A 16,115-nucleotide genomic window follows, 5' to 3' on the forward strand; every position below is an offset into this window, starting at 1 on the left:
CGGCTGCAGCCGCGGCTGGAGCGGGCACTGGCGCGCCTGGGCTTGTCCAGGGCGCCGCACGAGACGCCGCGCGCGCTGGCGCGGCGCGTGCGCGAGCGGCTGGGCGAGGCCGGCGCGGAGGTGGAAGCGCAACTGCTGGCGCTGGAAGCGCTGCGCTACGGCCCCGGGGCAACGACCGATGCGCGCGCGCTGCGGCAGTGGCAGCGCGGCTTCGAGCGCGCGGTGGCGGCCACGGTGGCCGCGGGTGGGACTTCCTGCGCAGGCACGCCGGCCACGTGGGCCGCCGGGAGCCCGGGTGGTCCGGAGGCGCCGGTGCGCTCGCGATAATCGGCCGATGCCCTGCCGTATCCCTTTGCGCGCCGCCCTTGCCGTGGCGGCGCTGCTCGCCTCCCTTCCCACCCACGCTGCCGAAGCCGCCGCCACCAAGGCCAAGGCGGCCGGGCAACGCACGCAGGCGCAGCACGCCGCGCGCAGCGTGCGCAACGACGGCGACCCGGACGTCGTCACCTACGGCCGCCGCGAGGACGTGATGCGCTTCGCCGCCGAGGTGGCGCAAAAGTACGACCTGGACGAGGCGTGGGTGCAGGAGCAACTGCAACAAGCGCGCTACCTGCCCAGCGTGGCCAGGCTGATCATGCCGCCCGCCGTCAGCACGGCGAAGAACTGGGCCGCCTACCGCGCCCGCTTCGTCGAGCCGCAGCGCATCGCCGCGGGCCGGCGCTTCTGGCAGGAGAACGAACGCTGGCTGGTGCAGGCCGAGCAACGCTGGGGCGTGCCCGCGTCGCTGGTGGTGGGCATCATCGGCGTGGAGACCTATTACGGCCGCCACATGGGCGGCTTCCGCGTGCTGGACGCGCTGGCCACGCTCTCCTTCGACTTCCCCAGCGGGCGCAGCGACCGCAGCGGTTTCTTCCGCGACGAGCTGGCGCAGCTGCTGGCGTGGTCCAAGCGCGAGGGAATGGCGCCCGCGGGCGTGCGCGGCTCCTACGCCGGCGCGGTGGGGCTGCCGCAGTTCATGCCCAGCAACGTCAACAAGCTGGCGGTGGACTTCGATGGCGACGGCCGCGTGGACCTGATGGGCAGCGCCGCCGATGCCATCGGCAGCGTCGCCAACTACCTGTCCTTCCACGGCTGGCAGCCGGGGCTGCCCACGCACTTCTCGGTGGCGCCGCCGACAGAGCTGGCCGACCGCGCCGCGCTGCTGGTGCCTGACATCGTGCCCACCTTCACGCCGGCGCAGTTCGCCGAGCGCGGCGCCGCGCTGGAGCGCGCCGCGCAGGACGCGCAGGGACCGCTGGCACTGGTGCAGCTCTACAACGGCGACGCCGAGCCCAGCTACGTGGCCGGCACGCAGAACTTCTATGCGGTCACGCGCTACAACTGGTCCAGCTACTACGCGCTGGCGGTGATCGAGCTGGGCGCGGCCGTGGCGGCGGCGCGCTGAGGGCGCGGCACCCCGTCTCCAGAGGCCGCAAAGCACGACGCCATGCCGGCTTGCGCGGGCATGGCGTCGTCGTTTCAGAAGGCCTCGCCGCGGCGGCGCGGCGAGGAGCCGCTCAGGCCGCCATCGGCACCAGGAAGTCCTGGCTGATGCCCACGCCCAGGTCGCCCACGCAGCGCAGGAACTCGACCAGGTAGTCGTGCAGGCCCTCCTCCATGATCTCCTCGATGGTTCCCCAGCGCAGTTGCGCCTGCAACTTGCCGGCCAGGCGCAGCGTCTCGCGGCTGTGGTCGTTGGCCACGAGCTGCAGCTGCTGCATGATCCCGTTGAGGCAGGCCAGCAGCGAGCGCGGCATGTCCGGGCGCAGGATCAGCAGCTCCGCCACCTTCTCCGGCCGGATCACGTTGCGATAGACCCGGCGGTAGATCTCGAAGGCCGAGACCGAGCGCAGCACCGCCGACCAGTAGTAGAAGTCCACCTCCTGCGACTCGTGCTGGCCTTGGCTTTGAGCCTGGCCGTTGTGCCCGTTGCCGTTCTGCGACTGCGTGAACGCGCCGCCCAGCGCGTGCAGCTTGGCGTCCAGCAGCCGCGCGGTGTTGTCCGCGCGCTCCAGGAAGGTGCCCAGGCGCAGGAAGTACATCGCCTCGTCTTCGAGCATCGTGCCGGTGCGCACGCCGCGGCTCAGGTGCGAGCGGTACTTGACCCAGTCGAAGAGCGAGGCCGGGTCGCGCTCGAAGGCGCCGCTGTTGAGCTGCTTGAGAAAGCCCAGCCAGGTCTGGTTCTGCGTCTCCCAGACCTCGGTGGTGAGCGCGCCGCGCACCGCGCGGGCGTTCTCGCGCGCCGCGCGCAGGCAGTTCAGGATGCTGGAGAGGTTGTTCTCGTCGCGCACCATGAAGTGCATGACGTTGGTGGCGTTGACCTCGCCGTACTTCTTCTTGAAGTTGTCTTCGAGCTCGGAGATGCCCAGCAGGCCCCGCCAGCCGGCCTCGGCACGGTGGGCCGATTGCGGCAGCAACGAGGTCTGCAGGTTGACGTCCAGCATGCGCGCCGTGTTTTCCGCGCGCTCCATGTAGCGGGCCATCCAGAACAGATGGTCCGCGGTCCTCGACAGCATGACGTGCGTCCTTTCTTGTCTTATTCCTCGAGCACCCAGGTGTCCTTGGTGCCCCCGCCCTGCGAAGAGTTGACCACCAGCGAGCCCTCCTTGAGCGCCACGCGCGTGAGGCCGCCGGGCACCATCTGCACGCCGTTGGCACCGCTGAGCACGAAGGGTCGCAGGTCGATGTGGCGCGGCGCGATGCCCGACTGCACGTAGGTCGGGCAGGTGGACAGGCTCAGCGTGGGCTGCGCGATGTAGTGCTGCGGGTGCGCGACGATCTTCTCGCGGAAGGCCTCGATCTCGGCCTTGGTGGAGGCCGGGCCCACCAGCATCCCGTAGCCGCCGGCGCCGTGCACCTCCTTGACCACCAGCTCGTCCAGGTGCGCCAGCACGTACTTGAGCGACTCCTCCTCGCGGCACTGCCAGGTCGGCACGTTCTCCAGGATCGGCTTCTCGCCCAGGTAGAACTCGACCATCTTCGGGACGTAGGGATAGATGGACTTGTCGTCGGCGATGCCCGTGCCCACGGCGTTGCACAGCGTCACGCGCCCGGCGCGGTAGGCGCGCATGAGCCCGGCGCAGCCCAGCGCGCTGTCGGGGCGGAAGGCCTGCGGGTCGAGGAAGTCGTCGTCGATGCGGCGGTAGATCACGTCCACGCGGCGGGGGCCCTGGGTGGTGCGCATGTGCACCGTGTCGTCCTGCACGAACAGGTCCGACCCCTGCACCAGCTCCACGCCCATCTGCTGCGCCAGGAAGGCGTGCTCGAAGTAGGCCGAGTTGTACATGCCGGGCGTGAGCACCACCACGGTGGGATCTTCCACGCCGGCCGGGGCCACGGAGCGCAGCGTCTCCAGCAGCAGGTCGGGGTAGTGCGCCACCGGCGCCACGCGCTCCTGGGCGAAGAGCTCGGGGAAGAGCCGCATCATCATCTTGCGGTTCTCCAGCATGTAGCTCACGCCGCTGGGCACGCGCAGGTTGTCCTCCAGCACGTAGTTCGTGCCCGTGCCGTCGGGGTTGGCCGCGCGCACGATGTCGATGCCCGCGATATGCGACCAGATGTCGTGCGGCAGCTTCATGCCCGCCATCTCGGGGCGGTACTGCGCGTTGTTGAGCACCTGCTCGGCCGGGACGATGCCGGCCTTGATGATCTCCTGCTCGCCGTACACGTCGGCGATGAAGCGGTTGAGCGCTGTGACGCGCTGGCGCAGGCCCTGCGCCATGCGCTTCCACTCCGCGCCGGGGATCACGCGCGGGATCAGGTCGAAGGGAATCAGCCGCTCGGTGCCGGTGCCATCGTCCTGCGCGCCGTACACGGCGAAGGTGATGCCCACGCGGCGGAAGATCATCTCCGCCTCCTGGCGCCGGGCATCCATGAGCTCGCGCGGCTGGCGCTGCAGCCACTGGGCGAAGCGGCGGTAATGCTCGCGAACGGCGTCCGGGTGGGGACGCATCTCGTCGAAGCTGGGTCTCATCGTTCAGGCTCCTTCCTGCACGGCTTTCGCAACTTGTGTGCCACGGCCTCACCCCTGGCCCGTGCACTCCGTTTGAACGGCACACGCCGTGCCGTTTCAGTCAGTCTGAACCCCTAGGGTTTCCCCCTCATTGCTCCAGCGCACGGTGTGCACGCGCACGCTCAGCGAGTGCGTGCCGCCGCCACGGATGACGCCGCGCAGCGGCGTGACGTCGCCGAAGTCGCGGCCCACCGCGACACGCAGGTGTTCGGTGTCGGGCACCACGCGGTTGGTCGGGTCCAGCTCCAGCCAGGCGCCGTGGACGGCTTCGTCGGCCCAGGCCCCGGGGCACCACACCGCGGCCCAGGCGTGCGAGGCATCGGCGCCCACCAGCGCCGGACGCCCCGGCGGCGGGCGCGTGAGCAGGTAGCCGCTGACGTAGCGCGCGGCCAGCCCCATGGCGCGCAGCGCGCCCACGAGCACGTGCGCGAAGTCCTGGCACACGCCGCGCCGCAGCCGCAGCACCTCGGCCAGCGGGGTGTCGATCTGGGTGCTGGCGCTGCGGTACTCGAACTCGTCGTGGATGCGCTGCATCAGCTCGATGGCGGCCTGCGCCAGCGGCCGCCCCGGCGCGAAGCTGGGCGCGGCGAGCTCGCGCAGCGCTGCCAGCCGCGGCACGAAGGGCGACCAGGCGGTGAACTCCGCCGCCGGCTCCCACGGCCGCCCGGCCTGGAAGCGCAGCCGCTGCGCCACCGCCTCCCAGGGTTGAGAAGCGTGAGGCTGCAGCGCCGCGGCGCGCGGCAGCAGCCGCACGCGGCTGCGCGCGCGCACCTGCAGCGCGGCATGCGGACGCGCCAGGCTGAACAGCAGCCGCGGGTTGCCGTGGCGGTCGATGTCCTCGCGCGCATGGTCCGGCGGCGGCTCGATGCGCAGGTCGAAGGCCTGCAGCTGCTGCCACGGCTCCTCGCGCGGACGCAGCCAGGCCACGTGCTGCGCCAACTCCACCGGGCTGCCGTAGTGGTACTCGGTGGTGTGCTCCACGGCCAGGCCCAGCTCCGGAAGCTCCGGCGCGTCGGCCGCGATGGGCGAAGCACTCTCCCCGGCCACGAGCGGGCCGGTGACGGCGGTGTTGAAACCGATGAGGTCGGGCGCCAGCGCTTCGGCCGCGACGGCCACGGGCAGGCCATCCTCGGTGGCTGCGAGCGGCGTGGCCTCGGCGATCGGCGCGGGGGCATCCACCGGCGCGCCCGGCACGGAATCGGCGGAATCGGCGGAATCGGGATGGGGTGTCATGGCTTTTGCAGCGGGTCGCCAACGTGGGCGAAGAAGCGCTTGCCGATGTCGTCGGAAAGCTGCGCGCCGGCGTCGGCCAGCTGCGCCGCCAGCGCGTCCAGGCGGCGGCGCAGTGCTTCGTCGTCCAGGCCACGCAGCGCCTGCAGCGTCAGCCCCGGGCCTTGTGCGGGCAACCCGGCGAGCAGTTCGTCGGCCACGTCGGTGGCGATGGGCAGCTTGCGCACCTCGTTGCGCAGCCGGCGCAGGATGCAGGTCCAGGCGCGCGGGTTGTTGTCGTCCAGCACCAGCAGGTCCACCAGCGCCAGCAGGTCCTGGTGGCGCTGGTAGCGGGCGCGAAAGGTGATGGTGCTGTCGTAGAGCTCCAGCAGCAGCGCGTTGCCCTCGGCCTCGGCCAGCGCGCCCTCGCGCAGCAGCACGCCGAACTGCGTGGCGTGGCTGACCAGGCGCTCGACGTGGCGCCCCACGGCCAGCAGCCGCCAGCCGTGGTCGCGCGTCATGCGGTCGCTCTGCGCGCCGGTGACGGCGGCGAGCTGCACCGCCAGGTCGTCCAGCGCGCGCAGCACCGCGGTGGTGGTGGGCGCGGCCTTGTCCCGCGGCTGCAGCGCCGCGCGCAAATCCGCCCCCATGCGCCGCATCAGGCCCCACTGCTCGGGCGAGAGCCGCTCGCGCAGGCTGCCCGCGGCGCGCGACAGCGCCCCCAGCAGCCAGCCCAGGCCGTTGCTCTCGTCGGCCAGGCCCTTGAGCAGCGCGCGGCGCAGCACCGCGCGCGAGGGCGAGGACGCGCTCATGCCCAGCAGGCCCGCGCGCTGCAACAGCGCCCGCAGCGCGCGCTGCACCGGTGCGGGCAGCTCGGCGCCGGCGGTGCGCTGCAGCGCCGCGCGCGCCAGCCGCAACGCCTGCTCGGTGCGCTCGGTGTAGCGGCCCAGCCAGTACAGGCTCTCGGCGGCGCGGCTGGCCACCGGGCCGCGCCGCGCCAGGATGTCGTCCACGCCCAGGCGCCGCGTGAGCATGCTGAAGGTGTCCACCGTGCCGTCGGTGCGCACCCACAGGTCCATCGCGCTGCCGTGCCCGGGCAGCAGCGGCGCATCGGCATCCGCCGCCACGCGTGCCAGCCCGCCGGGCAGCACTTGCCAACTGCCGGTGCCGTCGGCCACCGCGTACACGCGCAGCCCCACCGGCACGCCTTCGAGCCGGCCCTCGCGCCAGCGCAGCGCCTGCGAGCGCCCGGGACGCTCCTGCAGCGTCCAGGCGTCGGGATCGTCCCCGATCCGCCCTGCCTCGGGGCGCAGCGCACCGGCATCGGGCCCGAAGCTGGGGCGCATGCACAACTTCGGCAAATGCGGCTGCGCCGCCTCCCAGGCCGCGGCCTCGCCGCACCACCAGGAGGCCAGCGTGGGCAGCAGCAGCGGCTGGCCCATCAGCGCCTGCGCGATGCCGGGCAGGAAGCCCGACAGCGCCGGCGACTCCAGGAAGCCGCTGCCCGGCGCGTTGGCCAGCGCCAGCCGCCCGGCGCGCAGTACCTGCAGCAGCCCTGGCACGCCGTAGTAGCCCTGGTGCTCGTCGAGCTCCAGCGGGTCGCACTGGGCGTCGCCGATCATGCGCAGCAGCCCGTGCACCGGCGCCAGGCCTTCGAGCATCTTTCGGTACAGCCGCTCGCCGCGCACGGTGAGGTCGCCGCCCTCGACCAGCGGCAGGCCCAGGTAGCGCGCGAGGTAGGCGTGCTCGAAGTAGCCCGGCGCGTCCGGCCCCGGCGTGAGCAGCGCCAGGCGCGGGTGGGCGTCGCCGGCGGCCATGACGGCCTGCGCGCGCAGCGACTGCAGCAGCTTGCGGAAGGTCGTCGCCATGTGCTGCACGCGCAGCTGCTCGAAGGCCTCGGGAAACAGCCCCGCGGTGATGAGCCGGTGCTGCAGCACGTGTCCCAGCCCGTCCGCGCACTGCGTGCGCTGCCCCGTCACCCACCAGCGCCCATCAGGCCCGCGCGCGAGCTCGAAGGCCACCACGTGCAGGAACTGCCCGGCCAGCGGCCGGAAACCGTGCAGCGGACGCAGGTAGCCCGGATGGCGAAACAGCAGCGCCGGCGGCAGCAGCGCGTGCTCCAGCAACTCCTGCCGCCCGTACACGTCAGCCAGGATGAGCTGCAGGAGCTGCGCGCGCTGCGCCACGCCGCGCTCGATGGCGGCCCAGTCCGCGGGCTCCATCACCATCGGCAGCAGCTCCGGCGTCCAGGGCAGCGACTGCTCCGTGCCGTGTACGTTGTGCGTGATGGCATCGGCGCGCAGCTGCTGTGCGAGTTGCTGCGCGCGGCGCTGCAGCTCGGCGCCGAAGGCCTGCGGCCGCGCCGGCAGCGTGGCGAGCAGCCGCTGCCAGGAGGCGCTGAGGTTGCGGTCCGGAGCGCGCCACTCGTCGAGCGCGCCGGTGGTCGGCAGCTTCACCAGCCAGTCGGCGGCGCTGGCAGCCGCGCGCGGGCGGCTGCGGGGGGTGGCGACTCTCATCGCCTCAGCCCGGCGTGCGCAGGTCCAGCGTGAACGGGAACTCCAGGCTCGGCCGCGCCGGCGCGACCTGCATGCGGCCCGGAGTGTGCTCCAGCTTGAAGAAGCGCGCCAGGCGCCGGCTCTCGGCCTCGTAGGCGTTGACCGGGAAGGTGACGTAGTTGCGCCCGCCCGGGTGCGCCACGTGGTAGCGGCAGCCGCCCACCGAGCGCGACATCCAGCGGTCCACCAGGTCGAAGGTCAGCGGCGCGTGCACGCCGATGGTCGGGTGCAGCGCCGAGGGCGGCTGCCAGGCGCGGTAGCGCACGCCGCAGACGAACTCGCCCACGCGGCCCGTGGGCTGCAGCGGCAGCGCGCGGCCGTTGACGGTGACGACGTGGCGGTTGGCGTTGAGCCCCGTGACCTTGACCTCCAGCCGCTCCAGCGAGGAGTCCACGTAACGCACGGTGCCGCCGGCCGAGCCCTCCTCGCCCATCACGTGCCAGGGCTCCAGCGCGGAGCGCAGCTCCAGCTCCATGCCCTGCGTGGCCATGGTGCCGATGACGGGGAAGCGGAACTCGAAGTGCGGGCCGAACCAGGCGGCGTCGAAGTGCATGCCTGCCGCGCGCAGGTCGGCCAGCACATCCTCGAAATCCATCCGAACGAAGGTGGGCAATGTAAAACGGTCGTGCAGCGCCGTGCCCCAGCGCGTGAGCCGCGTGTCGCCGTGGCCGCGGTAGGGCTCGCGCCAGAACCACGCCACTAGCGCGCGCAGCAGCAGCTGCTGCGCCAGGCTCATTTGCGCATGCGGCGGCATCTCGAAGGCGCGCAGCTCCAGCAGGCCCAGGCGGCCGGTGGCGCCGTCGGGCGAGTAGAGCTTGTCGATGCAGAACTCGGCGCGGTGCGTGTTGCCGGTGACGTCGATGAGCAGGTTGCGGAAGAGACGGTCCACCAGCCACGGCGGCACGCCCGCCGGGCCGGCGCCCTGGCGCTCCAGCTCGGCCAGCGCGATCTCCAGCTCGTAGACCTGGTCGTCGCGTGCCTCGTCGAAGCGCGGCGCCTGGCTGGTCGGGCCGATGAAGAGGCCGCTGAAGAGGTAGCTCAGGCTCGGGTGGTTGTGCCAGTAGGTCAGCAGGCTGGCCAGCAGGTCCGGCCGGCGCAGGAAGGGGCTGTCCGCCGGCGTGGCGCCGCCCAGCACCAGGTGGTTGCCGCCGCCGGTGCCGGTGTGGCGCCCGTCGAGCATGAACTTTTCCGTCGAGAGCCGGCTGTGGTGCGCGGCGTCGTAGAGGAATTCGGTGTGCTCGACCAACTCGTCCCAGCTGCCCGCCGGATGGATGTTCACCTCGATCACGCCCGGGTCCGGCGTGACCTGCAGGATCTTCAGGCGCGGGTCGCGCGGCGGCGGGTAGCCCTCCAGCACGATGCGCACGCCCAGCTCGCGCGCGGTGGCTTCCACGTGCGCCAGCAGCTCCAGGTAGTGCTCCAGGTGCTGCAGCGGCGGCATGAAGACGTGGATGGCGCCGCCGGCGGCCTCGGACGCCAGCTCGGCCTTGGGGCCGTTGGCGCGCGCAGGGTTGCGCACCTCCACGCACAGCGCGGTGCGCGTGATCCAGGACGCCGATTCGTGGCGCGACGGCGCGCCCTGCTGGCGTCCCTCGGCGCCGGCGAAGCGGCCGTCCCGGCCCAGCGTGCCGGTCCCTTCGCCCAGCGCGTCGTCGCCCTCGCCCACCCTGCCGTTGTCCGGGCCGGACTCGCCGAAGGCCGTGCCCTGCCCCTCGTTACCGGGCCAGGGCTGGCCCTGCAGCGCCACCGTGCCGCCCTCGGCCCAGCCGGCGCCGCTGCGGTGCGCGTCGTAGCCGGGCTGCTGGTGCAGCGGCGCACCCGCCGGCGGCAGCGCACCGCGCGGCGCGAAGGGATCGGGCATGAAGTCCTGCGTGCGTGCCCGGTCCTCCGGCGAAGCCCAGGGCAGCGAGTCCAGCGGCAGCCGCAAGCCCATGGCCGAGTCGCCCGGCAGCAGGTACAGCCGCTCGTCGCGCAGGAACCACGGGCCGCTGGCCCAGGCGTCCTGCTCGCGGCGCAGCGGCAGCGCGTAGCCGGTGATGGCATCCAGGCCCTTGGAGAAGACGCGGCGCAGGCGCACGCGCTCCAGCTCGTCGTCCAGCTTCGAGTCGAAGGGATCGACGTTCACCGGCAGCCGGCGCTCGCGCCAGAGGTGGTACCAGGCGTCCTCGTAGGCCGGCATGACGTGCTCGGCCTTGACGGCCAGCTTCGCCGCCAGCCGGGTGATGAAGCGCTGCGCGTCCTCGGCGGTGTAGGGCTGGGGGTCGCGCTCATCGGCGAAGAGCGCCGGGTCGTGCCAGCAGGGCTCGCCGTCGGCGCGCCAGGCGATGGTCATGGCCCAGCGCGGCAGCTGCTCGCCCGGATACCACTTGCCCTGTCCGAAGTGCAGGAAGCCGCCCGCGCCGTATTCGGCATGCAGCCGGTGCAGCAGCTCCAGCGCGCGGCCGCGCTTGGTGGGGCCCAGGGCGTCGGTGTTCCACTCGGCGCCGTCGCGGTCGTCCACGGAGACGAAGGTAGGCTCGCCGCCCATGGTCAGGCGCACGTCCTGCGCCTGCAGTTGCTCGTCCACCGCATGGCCCAGGGCGACGAGTTCGCCCCACTGCTCATCGGTGTAGGGCTTGGTCACGCGCGACGACTCGTGGATGCGCGAGACGCTCATGTGGTGCTCGAACTCCACCTCGCACTGGCCCACCGCGCCGCTGACCGGCGCCGCCGTGGAGGGGTCGGGCGTGCAGGCCACGGGAATGTGGCCTTCGCCGGCGAGCAGGCCGGAGGTCGGGTCCAGGCCGATCCAGCCGGCGCCGGGCAGGTACACCTCGCACCAGGCGTGCAGATCGGTGAAGTCGGCTTCGGCGCCCGAGGGGCCGTCCAGCGACTTCACGTCCGGCACAAGTTGGATCAGGTAGCCGGAGACAAAGCGCGCGGCCAGCCCCAGGCGGCGCAGCACCTGCACCAGCAGCCAGGCCGAGTCGCGACAGGAACCGCTGCGCTTTTCCAGCGTCTCCTCGGGCGTCTGCACGCCCGGCTCCAGGCGGATGAGATAGCCCACCTCCTGCTGCACACGCTGGTTGAGCGCGACCAGGAAATTGGTCGTGCCCTGCGGCTCGCGCGAAATGCTCTCGACGAAGGCCGCGAGCCTGGGCGTCAGCGGCCCGGTGGCCAGGTAGGGCGCCAGGTCGCGCGCGCTCTCTTGCGAATACTCGAAGGGGAACTTCTCGGCCTGGGGCTCCAGGAAGAAGTCGAAGGGGTTGAAGACCGACATCTCGGCCACGAGATCGACCGTGACCTTGAACTCCGTGGTGGGCTCCGGGAACACCAGCCGCGCCACGTGGTTGGAGAAAGGATCCTGCTGCCAGTTGACGAAATGCTTCGCGGGCTCCACCCGCAGGGCATAACTCAGGATGGGCGTGCGGCAATGCGGCGCAGGGCGCAGGCGCACCAGTTGCGGCGACAGCCCGACGCGGCGGTCGTAGCGGTAGTGCGTGACGTGATGCAGCGCGACATGGATGGACACGACGGCGTTCCCTCTGAAGCTCGGGTTGATTAGTTGATTGTCTCACCCGGGTAAACCCGGGGCCCTTGAGGTTGAGCGGTCATCGCTCAAGGGAGAAAGCCCCTAGCGCGAACCGTGCCGCCAGTAACGCGGCCGCATTTCACGCTCGCAGGACGCCTGCCCCTCCCGCCAGCGCCAGGCGCCACAAGCGGGGCTCTGCACCACATGAATGCCGCGCGCACCCAGGCGGTGCAGCACTTCAGGCGTCGGATGGCCGAAGCGGTTGTGGTGTCCGGCCTGGACCAGGGCCACGGTGGGCGCCACGGCGTCCAGGAAAGCCGGCGAGGAAGAGCCACGGCTACCGTGGTGCGGCACCAGCAGCAGCTCGCTGCGCAGAGCCTGCGCGTCGGCCGCCACCAGGGCCGCCTCCTGCGCCGTGGCGATGTCGCCGGTGAGCAGCAGGCGGCGGCCCTGGACATCGGTGACCTGCACCACGCAGCTCAGCGCATTGGGCGGCGTGCGCGTCGCGTAGGCCGCGGCCGGCGGATGCAGCACGGCGAAGCGCACGCCGTCGCGCTCCCACTGCTGACCGGCCTCGCAGCGCACGTGCGGCAAACCCGTGCCCAGCAGCGCATGGCCGGGCTCCAGCGAACTGTGCAGTTCCCGCACCGGCAGCGCCTTCAGCAGCGAGGCGGCGCCGCCGGCGTGGTCCATGTCGCGATGGCTGAGCACCAGGGTGTCGATGCGGCGCTCGCCCAGCGCCTGCAGCAGCGGCGCGAGCACGCGCTCGCCGGCATCGCGCCCGGGGCCGTACTGCGGGCCGCTGTCGTAGAGCAGCAGTGAGGCGTGCGTTCGCACCAGCACCGCGCTGCCCTGCCCCACGTCGGGCACCACCACCTCGAAATACCCCGGGGCCGGGCGATCCGGCGGCGGCAGCACCAGGGGCAGCAGCAGCGGCAGGCCCAGCAGCCGCAGCCGCCACGGCAGCGGCACCACCAGCAGCGCCCCGGCCAGCAGCGCGGTGGCCTGGGCCCAGGACGGCGCCACGGCGGCGCCCCATACCGCGCCCGGCAGAGAAGCCAGCATGGCCAGCCCCGCGCCCAGGACGGACAGCAGCGCCGCCGCCGCGCTCCACAGCGGCGCCCACAGCACGCCCAGCAGCGCCAGCGGCGTGACGGCCAGCGTCACCAGCGGAATCGCCACCAGGTTGGCCAGCAGGCCCACCAGCGAGAACTGCTGGAACAGCAGCAGCGTCAGCGGCGCCAGCCCGGCCGTGGCGACGACCTGCGTGCGCAACCCGGACCGCAGCAGCGACAGGCCCTGGCGCAGCAGCCCGGCACCGGCACCCGCCGCCCAGCCGGGCGCAGCGGTCCGCGGGACCGGCATGGCGGCCACGGGCGCGCTCCCGGCGCCCGCACCGGCCACGGAGACGGTTCGCGCAGGGGGCTGCACGGCTTCCGGCCCCGCTCGGCCCTGCGTATCGGAGTCCGCTGCCTCCCGCTGCGCCGGCTCCGAAGCCATCAGCAGCCCCACCGCCGCGAACGACAGCCAGAAACCCGGCTGCAGCAACGCCCACGGGTCCAGCGCGCTGACCACGACCGCAGCCGCGGCCAATCCCAGCGGCCAGGGCCAGCGCAGTCCCAGCACGTGCAGCAGCGCGGCGCTGGTCAACATCCACACCGTGCGCTGCGCCGGCACGCCCCAGCCGGCCAGCAGCGCGTAGGCCGCGGCCAGCGCCACGCCGCCCCAGCGCGCGGCCCGCGGCGCCGGGCACCACAGCAGCAGCGCTCCGGCACGGCGCCACAGCGCGCCCACGAGCGCCGCGGCCAGCCACGCGAACATCGTGATGTGCAGGCCGCTGATAGCCATGAGGTGCGCGGTGCCGGTGGCGCGGAACAGCGCCCAGTCGCCGCGGTCGATAGCGGCCTGGTCGCCCACCGCCAAGGCGGCCAGCACGCCGGCGGCGCGCGGGTCCGGCACCTGCGCCTCGATGGCGTCACGCACGCGCTGGCGCGCCCGCTCCACGGGGTAGCCCGCGGCCTCGTCCAGCAGTTGCGGCGCCTGGGGCTCGGTGCGCACGCTGCCGGTGGCGCGGATGCCGCGCTCGAACAGCCACAGCTCGCCGTCGAAGCCGTGCGGATTCAGCAGCGCGTGCGGCGCCTGCAGCCGCGCCCACAGCCGCCAGCGCTGGCCCGCGCGCAGCCCGGTGCCGGGGACGGAGAGCGCGGGCTCGTCCGGTCCGCCGCGGCTCCACGACAGCGACACCCGCCGCGGCACGGCTGCCGGCGCGCCGGCGGCGTCGCGCGCCCGTTCCACCGCCAGCACGAAGCGCAGACCCTCGGCGCCGTCCTGCGGCAGCTCCGCCACCACGCCGGTGAGCTCCACCGGCTGGCGTTCCAGCCCGGGGGCCAACGCGTCGGCCAGCCGTTCACGCGCCTGCAGGCTGGCATTGGCCGCGCCCAAGCCGGCCACGGCGGCCAGGACGGATGACGCAGCCAGCACGGGCAGCGCGCGGCCCGCCGCGTGGCGCACACGCCAAGCCAGCAGCGACAACAGCGCCGCGAGCGCCAGCAACGCCGCGTCCAGCGCCGGCGCCCAGAGCACGGGCTGCCGCAGCTGCCAGGCAGTGCCGAGCAGCCAGGACACGGCCAAGGCGCCCAGGCGCAAGCCCCGCCAGTCACGCGAATGGAGCGGTGTAGGATGCCGCGCCTTTTCCACCCCCCGAACAGGTCTCGCCATGTCTTCTGTCCAAGACCGCCTCAATGCGCTGGGCATCACGCTGCCGCCAGTGGCGGTGCCCGCGGCCGCCTACGTGCCCTTCGTGCAAAGCGGTAATCTGGTCTTTCTCTCCGGCCACATCGCCAAGAAAGATGGGAAACCCTGGGTCGGCCAGCTGGGCGCCGACATGAGCACCGAGGAAGGGGTGGCCGCAGCGCGCGCGGTGGCCATCGACCTGCTGGGCACGCTGCAGGCGGCGGTGGGCGACCTCTCGCGCGTCAAGCGCATCGTCAAGGTGCTGAGCCTGGTCAACAGCACGGCCACCTACACCGAGCAGCACCTGGTAACCAACGGCTGCTCCAACCTGCTGGGCGAAGTCTTCGGCAACGAGGTCGGCGCGCATGCGCGCAGCGCCTTCGGCGTGGCGCAGTTGCCGCTGGGCGCCTGCGTGGAAATCGAGCTCATCGCCGAGGTGCAATGAGACCGGCCCCGGCGCAAGGCATGGATACGGGCACGCGCCGCGACCTGGTACCGGCGCTGATCGCGCTCACCAGCGTGGCAGCCATCGGCGCCGCGCTGGTGTCGCAGCATGTGTTCGACATGCAGCCTTGCCCGTGGTGCGTGCTGCAGCGGCTGATCTTCGCAATGATCGCCGTGGCGGCCCTGGCGGCCTGGATGGCCCAGGCCGCCTGGCTGCGCAGCACCGCGCTGGTGCTGGCGGTGCTGCTGGCGTTGTCGGGCATGGGCGCGGCACTGTGGCAGCACTTCGTGGCGGCCAGTTCGTCGTCGTGCAACCTGACGCTGGCCGACAAGATCATTGCCCAGCTTGGCCTGGACGCCTCCCTGCCCGAGGTCTTCCAGCCGCGCGCCAGCTGCGCCGACGCGGCGGTGGATCTGTTCGGCGTGCCTTACGAGCTCTGGAGCCTGGCGCTGTACCTGCTCCTGGGCGTGGCCGCCGTGTTCGGCTTACGCCGCACAGGCCGCTGAGAGATTCGGCTGCGCCGCCGTGCCGCTGCTGCCGCGCTTTTGGCGCAGGCGGCGCGCCACCGGCAGCAGTACCGCGCCCAGCGCGAACATGGCGTAGGTCGAGGGCTCGGGCACCGGCGCCACGGCGGTGTGGAACACGGAGTCGGGCACCAGGTTCGACGTCAGGGTGTAGTTGGCGCCGCTGGCTCCCGTGGTTCCGGTGATCAGGTAATAGTATTTCTTGCGGCCGTTAAGGTGCTCGAAACTGAAGCTCTGCTGCCCGGCCACCCCCGTCGGCGTGAAGGACCCCAGATATTTATCCGGGCCATAGAAATCGCCGTAAAAGTCCACCCGCAAGTTGGCAATGGTGCCGCTGTTGAGTTGGAACAGTGCCTGCACACCCGTGTTGCCGCTTTGTGCCGGCGTGAGCAGGTAGCGGGCGTCGTCCGTGAATGTGACGTTTTTAGCGACATTCCTACTGTAGGTTTCCGTCGTGGCATGGGAATCCCAATTCACGTCGACTGCGTATGCGGATGGCACACACAGTACGGCTGCCACCCATGCAATTGCACGATATTTCATCGGTACATCCTTGTAAAAAGCAAAACCACTTGGCGCAAGAAAGCGCTGCGCCAATTTGGTTTGCTTATGACTTAGGGTCAACCCCACAATCGAATAGCGCATATGAGCGCCAGGGATTTGCAATGTTTTTCCAGCATTTACAAATACTGGCAACGAATGACTTTTGTCTTTGATAAGGCATCAGATTGCCAGCAGGAAGTCTGTTTGTCAGTACTTATAAACTTGGCGTGAAGCCGGATTTCCTTCAACGGGAGAACGGTTTTTCAAATAAGCGCTCGCTCGGTTTCCGTTTCGCCCTCCGGGACGGGACTGGCGAGCGGAGGCACGACGAAACCTCGCGCCGGATAAACCAAGCAGCGAGTGCGCCGCGCACGGCACGCGAGCACGACCAATAGGAAAACCGCGGCGGGAACCGCGGACGTGGAGCGTGCGAATGCGCAGCTGATGGGCTGATGGGCTGACGGTCCGCGGCATCCGCGCGGCGCGCGGACGTACGTATTCAGCCCACCCTGTTGCCCGGGGCGTGGTGAGGGCCACGCAGTAG

General features: G+C 71.8%; 11 protein-coding genes. 4 read left to right on the plus strand and 7 right to left on the minus strand.

From position 1 onward, the window contains the following. On the plus strand, positions 1-327 hold a 327-nt coding region (locus tag Q0741_RS16655), incomplete at its 5' end, for a DUF4129 domain-containing protein (protein ID WP_298234319.1). A 7-nt stretch (positions 328-334) separates the two neighbouring features. Further along, positions 335-1,444, plus strand: coding sequence for a lytic murein transglycosylase B (mltB, locus tag Q0741_RS16660; RefSeq protein WP_298234320.1), 1,110 nt, complete (start codon positions 335-337; stop codon positions 1,442-1,444). Positions 1,445-1,556: 112 nt separating this feature from the next. On the opposite strand, the gene Q0741_RS16665 is transcribed toward mltB, so the two are convergent. The 6 genes from Q0741_RS16665 to Q0741_RS16690 all read right to left on the minus strand — a co-directional run bounded on the left by Q0741_RS16665 (position 1,557) and on the right by Q0741_RS16690 (position 13,951). Next, entirely contained in the window at positions 1,557-2,555 is a 999-nt protein-coding gene (locus Q0741_RS16665) for an alpha-E domain-containing protein (RefSeq protein ID WP_298234321.1), read from the minus strand. A 20-nt stretch (positions 2,556-2,575) separates the two neighbouring features. Further along, positions 2,576-4,012: a circularly permuted type 2 ATP-grasp protein gene (locus Q0741_RS16670; protein ID WP_298234322.1), complete on the minus strand. Its 1,437-nt coding sequence runs from the start codon at positions 4,010-4,012 to the stop codon at positions 2,576-2,578. A 96-nt stretch (positions 4,013-4,108) separates the two neighbouring features. Beyond that, positions 4,109-5,284 (minus strand): transglutaminase family protein, encoded by a 1,176-nt coding sequence (locus tag Q0741_RS16675; protein ID WP_298234323.1) that lies wholly within the window; start codon positions 5,282-5,284, stop codon positions 4,109-4,111. Continuing rightward, entirely contained in the window at positions 5,281-7,776 is a 2,496-nt protein-coding gene (locus Q0741_RS16680) for a circularly permuted type 2 ATP-grasp protein (protein ID WP_298234324.1), read from the minus strand. Before Q0741_RS16680 ends, Q0741_RS16675 begins: the two co-directional genes overlap by 4 nt. A 4-nt stretch (positions 7,777-7,780) precedes the next feature. Next, on the minus strand, positions 7,781-11,326 hold the full coding sequence (locus Q0741_RS16685; protein WP_298234325.1) for a DUF2126 domain-containing protein: 3,546 nt from the start codon (positions 11,324-11,326) through the stop codon (positions 7,781-7,783). Between the two features lie 102 nt (positions 11,327-11,428). After that, a complete protein-coding gene (locus Q0741_RS16690; RefSeq protein WP_298234326.1) occupies positions 11,429-13,951 on the minus strand; it encodes a DNA internalization-related competence protein ComEC/Rec2 in 2,523 nt (840 codons plus the stop codon). Positions 13,952-14,042: 91 nt separating this feature from the next. On the opposite strand from Q0741_RS16690, the gene Q0741_RS16695 reads away from it, so the two are divergent. Together Q0741_RS16695 and Q0741_RS16700 are read left to right on the plus strand one after the other, a co-directional pair. Then, entirely contained in the window at positions 14,043-14,504 is a 462-nt protein-coding gene (locus tag Q0741_RS16695) for a RidA family protein (protein ID WP_298234327.1), read from the plus strand. A 20-nt stretch (positions 14,505-14,524) separates the two neighbouring features. Continuing rightward, positions 14,525-15,010, plus strand: a complete 486-nt coding sequence (locus Q0741_RS16700; RefSeq protein ID WP_298234328.1) for a disulfide bond formation protein B — start codon at positions 14,525-14,527, stop codon at positions 15,008-15,010. On the opposite strand, the gene Q0741_RS16705 is transcribed toward Q0741_RS16700, so the two are convergent. After that, positions 14,990-15,673 (minus strand): PEP-CTERM sorting domain-containing protein, encoded by a 684-nt coding sequence (locus tag Q0741_RS16705; RefSeq protein WP_298234329.1) that lies wholly within the window; start codon positions 15,671-15,673, stop codon positions 14,990-14,992. The genes Q0741_RS16700 and Q0741_RS16705 overlap by 21 nt on opposite strands. Positions 15,674-16,115 lie beyond the last annotated feature (442 nt).

Source organism: uncultured Azohydromonas sp. (assembly GCF_937926365.1).
Lineage (GTDB): Bacteria > Pseudomonadota > Gammaproteobacteria > Burkholderiales > Burkholderiaceae_C > Azohydromonas.